This window comes from Marinomonas foliarum, assembly GCF_003337275.1.
Classification (GTDB): domain Bacteria; phylum Pseudomonadota; class Gammaproteobacteria; order Pseudomonadales; family Marinomonadaceae; genus Marinomonas; species Marinomonas foliarum.
Window position 1 is genome coordinate 1 of the sequence record NZ_QPJQ01000062.1, and the last position, 6935, is coordinate 6935.

General features: G+C 41.0%; 9 protein-coding genes and 1 tRNA gene. 3 read left to right on the forward strand and 7 right to left on the reverse strand.

From position 1 onward, the window contains the following. Nucleotides 1-49: 49 nt before the first annotated feature. Entirely contained in the window at nt 50-490 is a 441-nt protein-coding gene (locus DFP77_RS19055) for a hypothetical protein (RefSeq protein WP_114413764.1), read from the reverse strand. A 108-nt stretch (nt 491-598) separates the two neighbouring features. On the opposite strand from DFP77_RS19055, the gene DFP77_RS19060 reads away from it, so the two are divergent. Both DFP77_RS19060 and DFP77_RS19065 read left to right on the forward strand, forming a co-directional pair. Further along, entirely contained in the window at nt 599-1165 is a 567-nt protein-coding gene (locus DFP77_RS19060; protein ID WP_114413765.1) for a nitroreductase family protein, read from the forward strand. Between the two features lie 92 nt (nt 1166-1257). Further along, a tRNA-Ser gene (locus DFP77_RS19065) sits at nt 1258-1345 on the forward strand. A gap of 68 nt (nt 1346-1413) precedes the next feature. Here the strand turns inward: DFP77_RS19065 and DFP77_RS19070 are convergent. The 4 genes from DFP77_RS19070 to yciH all read right to left on the reverse strand — a co-directional run bounded on the left by DFP77_RS19070 (nt 1414) and on the right by yciH (nt 5339). Next, on the reverse strand, nt 1414-3312 hold the full coding sequence (locus DFP77_RS19070) for an alkaline phosphatase D family protein (protein ID WP_114413766.1): 1899 nt from the start codon (nt 3310-3312) through the stop codon (nt 1414-1416). A gap of 58 nt (nt 3313-3370) precedes the next feature. Then, nucleotides 3371-3781, reverse strand: coding sequence for an acyl-CoA thioesterase (locus tag DFP77_RS19075; protein ID WP_114413767.1), 411 nt, complete (start codon nt 3779-3781; stop codon nt 3371-3373). Between the two features lie 23 nt (nt 3782-3804). Next, nucleotides 3805-4833 (reverse strand): GGDEF domain-containing protein, encoded by a 1029-nt coding sequence (locus DFP77_RS19080; protein ID WP_114413768.1) that lies wholly within the window; start codon nt 4831-4833, stop codon nt 3805-3807. A gap of 161 nt (nt 4834-4994) precedes the next feature. Continuing rightward, nucleotides 4995-5339, reverse strand: coding sequence for a stress response translation initiation inhibitor YciH (gene yciH, locus DFP77_RS19085; RefSeq protein WP_114413769.1), 345 nt, complete (start codon nt 5337-5339; stop codon nt 4995-4997). Between the two features lie 142 nt (nt 5340-5481). Here yciH and DFP77_RS19090 point away from each other — a divergent pair, with 142 nt between their 5' ends. After that, the gene (locus tag DFP77_RS19090) at nt 5482-6033 is read left to right on the forward strand and encodes a GNAT family N-acetyltransferase (protein WP_114413770.1); all 552 of its coding nucleotides are present in this window, start codon (nt 5482-5484) and stop codon (nt 6031-6033) included. On the opposite strand, the gene DFP77_RS19095 is transcribed toward DFP77_RS19090, so the two are convergent. Next, a complete protein-coding gene (locus tag DFP77_RS19095; RefSeq protein ID WP_114413771.1) occupies nt 5996-6721 on the reverse strand; it encodes a pseudouridine synthase in 726 nt (241 codons plus the stop codon). The genes DFP77_RS19090 and DFP77_RS19095 overlap by 38 nt on opposite strands. Further along, a complete protein-coding gene (locus DFP77_RS19100; protein WP_181858597.1) occupies nt 6721-6909 on the reverse strand; it encodes a hypothetical protein in 189 nt (62 codons plus the stop codon). The genes DFP77_RS19095 and DFP77_RS19100 overlap by 1 nt, the downstream gene beginning before the upstream one ends. Nucleotides 6910-6935 lie beyond the last annotated feature (26 nt).

Sequence of the window (6935 nt, forward strand, 5' to 3'; positions counted from 1 at the left end):
CACTTGAATGTCTTTGGTAATCCACTGGTTTTCACTTACCGTCCCCTGTCTATTTATAATAACAAATGAGGCGACAACTATCCTGACACAGGGGGCTAAACAAAGCAGAGAATAAACTGGACAAAAAACGGTGTAATATTGGAGTTGGCTGTTCACTCACTTGATTCAACAGGATAGCTCGCTCAGCCTTTAAAATAGTTCCCCAAATTTTTAGGCGATTCGTTTCATGTTCACTCATTTTATTCAGCTCGAGAGCATTAGCGGCAAAGCTTATTTGCTTATCTAAGTAACGAGCCAGCCCCTTATATACATCTGGGTTATCTGCACCTTCCGATAAACTTGGCATATCATCTACACTATTTTCCAAAGAACTAGACTCTATAGCCTTGGCATTTTTTGAAAGTCTATGTGTCATCCATAGAAAGAAAATACTTACTAAAACAAGTAGTGTACTAATCTCAAGCAAAGTCCAAATCAACCATTTAGCCATAAAAATCCTCGACCTATCGGCAATAGATGTGATATTCATTATCATTAATTAATAGCAGATAACGAGTTCACTTTCATCGTTCTTCACGTTTACGGAATACATTTTTTTATGAGTAAAGAGTTTATAGCATTCATGCGCAATCGCGCGTCTCAACCAAAACTTGATTCGCCAGCGCCAAACGAAGATGAATGGCTTTCAATCCTTAGTGCGGCAAGTCGAGCCGCAGATCATGGCAACTTAACGCCCTGGCGCTTCCGAGTATATGAAGGGGAAGGGCGCGCAAAGTTAGGGCAAATTTATTGGCATCACGCGCTTTCAGAAGTTGATTCAATGCCGTTAAATAAAGAAGATGCATTCATTAAAAAAGCTTATCGAGCGCCAACCGTATTGCTCGTTTATGCTCACATCCAAGATCACCCTAAAGTACCAGCAATTGAGCAAATAATGGCAGCCTCAGCAGCCGCTCAGCAGGTTTTACTTGGCCTAAACGCTCTTGGTTATGGCGCAATGTGGCGAAGCGGCCCAGCTTGCTTTACACAGAAAACAAAAGATCTCTTATCACTCAAACCAAATGAGCAAATTATTGGCCTCATCTATACAGGAACCCCCACAGAAAAACAGGATCTCATTCGAGAGGTAGAGCTTGAATCACATCTAACATGGGTAAGAGATTAATTTCTAAGGTTTAATTGCAAAAAAACTATTGCAATTAAACCTCTCCATCACTAATATACGCGCACAAATTACGCAGCGCGTATAAAAGTTTTGGTGAGCTGTCCGAGTGGCCGAAGGAGCACGCCTGGAAAGCGTGTATGTCGAAAGGCATCAAGAGTTCGAATCTCTTGCTCACCGCCATTATTTCTAAAAAAAAGACGTTTTCGACGTCTTTTTTTTCGCCTTGAGTTTATTAAAGTTTCAAAGAGCTAATCCCAGGTGGCCTCTTTTTCAGAAAGAGTAAAGTGGATATCCCGACCATCTGAACACATCTGTATAATAGAACTCGGTGAACCGTCATCGTTTAGGGACACTAAGCTAACACCTGCGCCATTTAGCAATCGTTCACCACGTGAAGCAGTTTCAGGTTTATGTGGAATGACTTTCACGCTGCGTCGTCGAGTAAACCAGTTTAGAGGGGACCTAGGTGAATACAGCCAGCGATTCAAACGGTCAAAAACATCTAACAACTTTCCAGGAAACTCATTTTTTAAACCACTACTGGTTATTTGCCACAAGTCTGACTCTCTTTTTTCGCCACGTAGCTGAATGTCATAAACGAACGAGTAATGCACATCACCAGAAAGTATGACGAAATTTTTTGGTGTTTTGGTATGACGAAACATATTCATTAGGGCATGCGCTGAGCCAGGGTGAGCCATCCAGTTCTCTGCATCCACCATTAATGGTTTACCAAACCAAGTAAACACTCTCTGAATACTTTCAATAAGCTTAACCCCAAAAATTGGGGCTGGAGATACCAATATAACCGCATCAAGACCTTTTAAATGATGCTGTAGATCTGTGAGCGCCTCCCAATCCATAAGACCCGAAGGTTTTTCTATGGACTTTTCAGATCGCCAGCGCTGAGTTCGAGTATCCAAAACAACAAGAGGGGGTTCTGTTTGCCAAGTATAATTCCATTTTGAAAAGTGAAGCAGCTCTTGTATTAACTCATTATGCTCTGGTTCACCAAGCTTGTTCAGCGCCATTTGACTGCTATTAAGAAGATCCTTGGAGAAGCTCTCTGGGCTATTCCCCCAAGCTTGGCAAAGCAGATAGGCAAATAGCGCGTTGCCAATAATACGAGTAGAAAAGGGGTGGTTGTAGGCTGTCTTTTCCCATGCTGCTGTCAGATTCCAGTCATCGGTAACATCATGATCATCAAAGATCATGGCAACGGGTATGTGAGCCATAGAGCGACGCACTTTCGGCAGACCTTTCACAAACTCTTTTAGTATGACAACTTGCTCAGAAAAGCGTTCTTTTTGATTCTCAGATAAACCTGCAGGCTCAGTCCAACTCTTGTTGTCAAATGTCATATCCCAACCAGTCGGAGACCAGACAAGAGCATACATAGAAAGCATTTCGGCCAATGAAATCAAATGGTTCTGAGCTGTGTCGGTGGTAAAAACTGGTTTACGCACACCGCCAAAAAACTGTTCAATTAAGCCCCTATTAGTATCATTTTCAGGGAGAAGTGTTTCTCTAGCATAATAATGAGGTGATTCAGTATGGAGTTCATGAGAACTAGCAATATCAATACAATCAAGTTTCTCTGCACGTATGCCTAAATGTGGGATTAGTTGATGAATGGCACATAGCATTGGCACTGCGACATCATCAGCGTAAATTTGATCGCCACTCATCATCAAAACGCTTGGCCATTCTTTTGGCTCAGTACTTTGCAAAAGCGAATCCACTCTCAGTAATCCATCATGACTTGCATGATGTGGTTTGCGACAAGAGCCATGCAATATTTTATTCACCTTAGGCTGCAACACAAAGAAGGGGAGTGAATGCCCAGGATAAACAATGTCGTCAGCCCAATCACGCCAACCCAGATCATTAAGGCGTATGTCATAATGAATAGGGCATTGAGTTGGTAATGCTTTGTCTGGAGCTATATTAAGGAGTTGGATATAAAGGTTATCACCCACTTTTAATTCAGTGTGAGAACCCTCAACTTGCGTGCTTTTATAAGAAAAAAGCTGCGTTTTATCTTGAAACAGCGCCAAGTCAACCGTGACTGATTCCGTTGTCATCAACCAAAAAGTTAGTCGTTCTGTGGTCATTCTGCGTAATAGCGGACCTGCCAATACCTGCATATTTCCCCTTACACAATGTCTTGTGGAATACCTTCAATAGAATTAAGAAGTTTGTGAGCTAGTGAGCAAGCAAAAGTTCAGCTTGTTGGAAAATCACCGGGCGACCTTCTTGTGTTGTTGAGGTTACCGTCATTCTAGCCGACAGCATTAATTGATCGTCTTTAGATCTGTATACGGCTTGGAGAAAAGCAAGCTTGAGCTTGGAAACGCGTTCGACGCTAGTTTCAATATAAAAAGCATCACTGCTTTGTAAGGAGCGCTTGTATTCTAATTCTGCTTTTATGAGGACAAGATGAATGCCATGCTTGGTAATCTCGGCAAAGTCCAATCCCCGTGTTTTGATGAACTGATGTCGAGCGTGCTCTAGGTAGTTTTGATATACCGCATTATTAACAATGCCTTGCATATCACATTCATAATCACGAACTTCAAAATATGTCCGATTTCTCTGCTCAATATGATCCTTCATTTTAATACCTTGTTCAAAATCATTTATTCGTGATGCGCGATGCAGTTTTTACCTGATCGCTTTGCATAAACTAGATAGTGCTGAGAGCGATCGACAAGCTCTTTAGGACTTTCATCCCCAAACAAGGTAGCAACTCCAATTGAAACTGTTACCTGACGCAAAAGCACCTTGGTATTTTTATAACGAATTTTTTGGATTGAAACCTCGTGACGTATGGATTCTGCAAGTTGCGCTGCTACACTAAGCTCCGTTTCACTGAGTAGCATAGCGAATCGTCCACCTTCTAGGCGAGCAATAAACCCAGTTTCTGGTAACATACCGAGCAGAACTTTCGATATATATCTTATTAAAGACGTGCCAGCTTTTTTTCCATATTCCTGATTAACACCAGCTAGGTTATCGATATCAATCAACAGCAAAGTTAAATCATCTTCAGCATAGGAAACCAATGAAAAAAGCGTTCTCTCAAATCCCTTTTCATTTGCTAACAGTGTCATTACATCGAGTTCTGTGTTCTTTTTTACATCAGAAAGTTCTGCTCGAAGTGAAGCCAGTTCATCTTGAGCTGAAACCAAAGAGCGGCCAAACCGCTCAATTGCTTGATTGACTTGAAAGGCACCTTTTTCGAGAGTAGAAGCAAGTTGCTCAATCTGCGATGGGGTACTTGCATCATAGATAGAATCTTTGGCTTTCTGTAAGTTCGAATGAAAGATATTAATATCTTTAGAGATATCGGCTGTATTTGTTTCTAAGCTGCTTGTGAGACTTTTTAACCGCGCACCTTGGGCATCTGCGTGTTGGAATTCTTCAGGTAACAGAAATTCAGTAAATAGCTCTTTTGAGACAAATGCCGGCAGACTGCCAAAGCGGCGTAATGCACGGTCTACTAGCTGATTCAGTTTGGGGTTGTTATTTGAAGCGTATTCGTACCAAATACCGTAATTAAATGGCGTTGGAGGAATATCCAGCTTAACCATAAGCGGAATGGCTGAACGCATTAGCTTATTGGCTTGCTTTGTGTTTTGTTGAAACATCGGAACCTCTACTGCCATTTGCTACCTCTAGACGTCCCATTTCATTAGTAGTAATGCATTATAAAGAGCTTTCAAATCACTCATAAACATTGCTGGCTTCGACTAAATAAATAATATTCATGTTTCCAAACCCTTGAAAACATGAAACATAGTAAATCTAACAACAAAGAATAGCTATCTTAGCCGCCCTTAAATTTACAAGAAAACCCTTCTTTTTCAAGCAACTCTTTAATTTTTGGACGGTTATCACCTTGTATTTCGATATGGCCATCTTTCACAGCACCACCTGTTCCGCATTGTGCTTTCAGCTTTTTTCCAAGCACCTTTAACTTTTCTTCAGTTAAAGGTAGACCAGTAATAACCATAACGCCTTTTCCTTTTCTGCCTTTTGTCTCTAAAGCAATGCGAACGTTACCGTCGCCAACTGCCGCTTCATTTTTACATTGGCAATCTGAAATTGGGCTTTCACACTTAGAACAAAGGCGACCCTGATCTGTCGAATACACTAAGTTTCTATTTTTCACGCTCGTTCACTCCCTCATAGGCCATTGATAAGCAACATTTTATCATTTCATTTATCAGGTATCAGATAAAAATATAATATTCAGCATTTATTCAATATCTAAACTAAGATAAACAAAACGAGTTTGATGATATGTGCTGACTATGAAAACAATACTTAAAATCCGACAAGCCTCCGAAAACGATCTTAGAAGCATTTTATTATTTGAGTTCCGAAACAGGAATTGGTTTGCAAAATTCATTCCTCAGGAAACATTGAGACAACAATCTCAAATTTACTTTAAACGCTTACTCAGAAGTGACATTAAGAAATTCCAATACTTAGTATTCTTACCAAATGACGTTTTAATAGGCCGCTTTAGTGGTCAGCTGCTAGACGAAAATTCACTGGAAGTGTCTTACCGCATTTCCAAGAACTTCACTAACCGAGGCATTGCCAAATATGTGCTTAAAAATTTATTACTAGTATGGGCCAGCAACGGTATAAATGAGGTATATGCTCAAGTAGCAGACCACAATAAAGCTTCCATAAGAGTGCTGGCATCCTGCGCCTTTGAATTACAAGAAGTCCAAGAAAACTCGATAAATTTGGCAGGCGAAATACATGACAGTCATGTATTTCGCTGGTCAACGACAGAAGACATAGTACCTTTATATACTACACCCGATAGCTCGATAATATATCTAGAACGTTAGTAATAGCAGGGCTTAGAGGGGCCTTGATGACTAAGCGTTCAAGGTTTATAGGGTGAGTAAACTCTAGACTAGACGCATGTAACATCAATCGAAAATCGTCAGACCAAAGTTCCTTAGCTACTTTATTAATATGGCGGCAGCCATAGCAGGAATCCCCAACAAGCGGATTCAAATGATGTTTAAAATGCCGGCGTATTTGATGCTTTCGACCTTGTTTTGGCATCACCTCAACCCAGCTGAGCCGCATACTGTCATAACGGCTAACCGCGACAGGAACTTGATATTGTTCCAATCGCACAAAGCGCGTTTCAGCCTCTTTTTCAGTGCCTTCAATTTTAAATCGTGAGCGACCTTTCTGTTCATTGAGCTTTGCGAGAGGGTAGTCAATGACACCTTCTGAATCACAAAACCCTCGAACTAAGCAGTGATAGGTTTTTTGCGTGGTAGCTTCTGAAAACTGAGCAGAAAGACGTCTTGCTATTTCAGGACTAAATGCCATAACCAGCACGCCCGAAGTACCTCTATCAAGACGATGAATAGGAAAAACCCATTGCCCCGTCTGATCACGCAATCTTTGTACAACCGCATCTTCTTCATCTTTGGCTAAGTTTGTACGATGAACAAGCAAGCCAGCCGGCTTATTAACAACAGCAAGATGTTCGTCTTGAAATAAAATATCTAAGGTCATTAACGTTTATCTATAAAAGAAGTGATTTTATCCATCGCCATATCGACTAAGGTTTGCATTGCTTCATCACTGGCCCATGCGACATGTGGCGTCAGTAAGAAGTTTGGACGTTTGCTTAAGGAAACTGCGATTAAGTCCCCAATATGAGACAATGCCGATCTGACCATTACCTCAAGACCGAATGACATGAATCAGCTTTCCTTCGCCGATACCG

Excerpts from the sequence above, each read along its gene's own strand:
- DFP77_RS19080 (WP_114413768.1), bottom strand. The coding sequence starts at position 4,833 with ATGGCAGTAGAGGTTCCGATGTTTCAACAAAACACAAAGCAAGCCAAT.
- DFP77_RS19095 (WP_114413771.1), bottom strand. The coding sequence starts at position 6,721 with ATGACCTTAGATATTTTATTTCAAGACGAACATCTTGCTGTTGTTAAT.
- DFP77_RS19055 (WP_114413764.1), bottom strand. The coding sequence starts at position 490 with ATGGCTAAATGGTTGATTTGGACTTTGCTTGAGATTAGTACACTACTT.
- DFP77_RS19060 (WP_114413765.1), top strand. The coding sequence starts at position 599 with ATGAGTAAAGAGTTTATAGCATTCATGCGCAATCGCGCGTCTCAACCA.
- DFP77_RS19100 (WP_181858597.1), bottom strand. The coding sequence starts at position 6,909 with ATGTCATTCGGTCTTGAGGTAATGGTCAGATCGGCATTGTCTCATATT.
- DFP77_RS19075 (WP_114413767.1), bottom strand. The coding sequence starts at position 3,781 with ATGAAGGATCATATTGAGCAGAGAAATCGGACATATTTTGAAGTTCGT.
- DFP77_RS19090 (WP_114413770.1), top strand. The coding sequence starts at position 5,482 with ATGAAAACAATACTTAAAATCCGACAAGCCTCCGAAAACGATCTTAGA.
- DFP77_RS19070 (WP_114413766.1), bottom strand. The coding sequence starts at position 3,312 with ATGCAGGTATTGGCAGGTCCGCTATTACGCAGAATGACCACAGAACGA.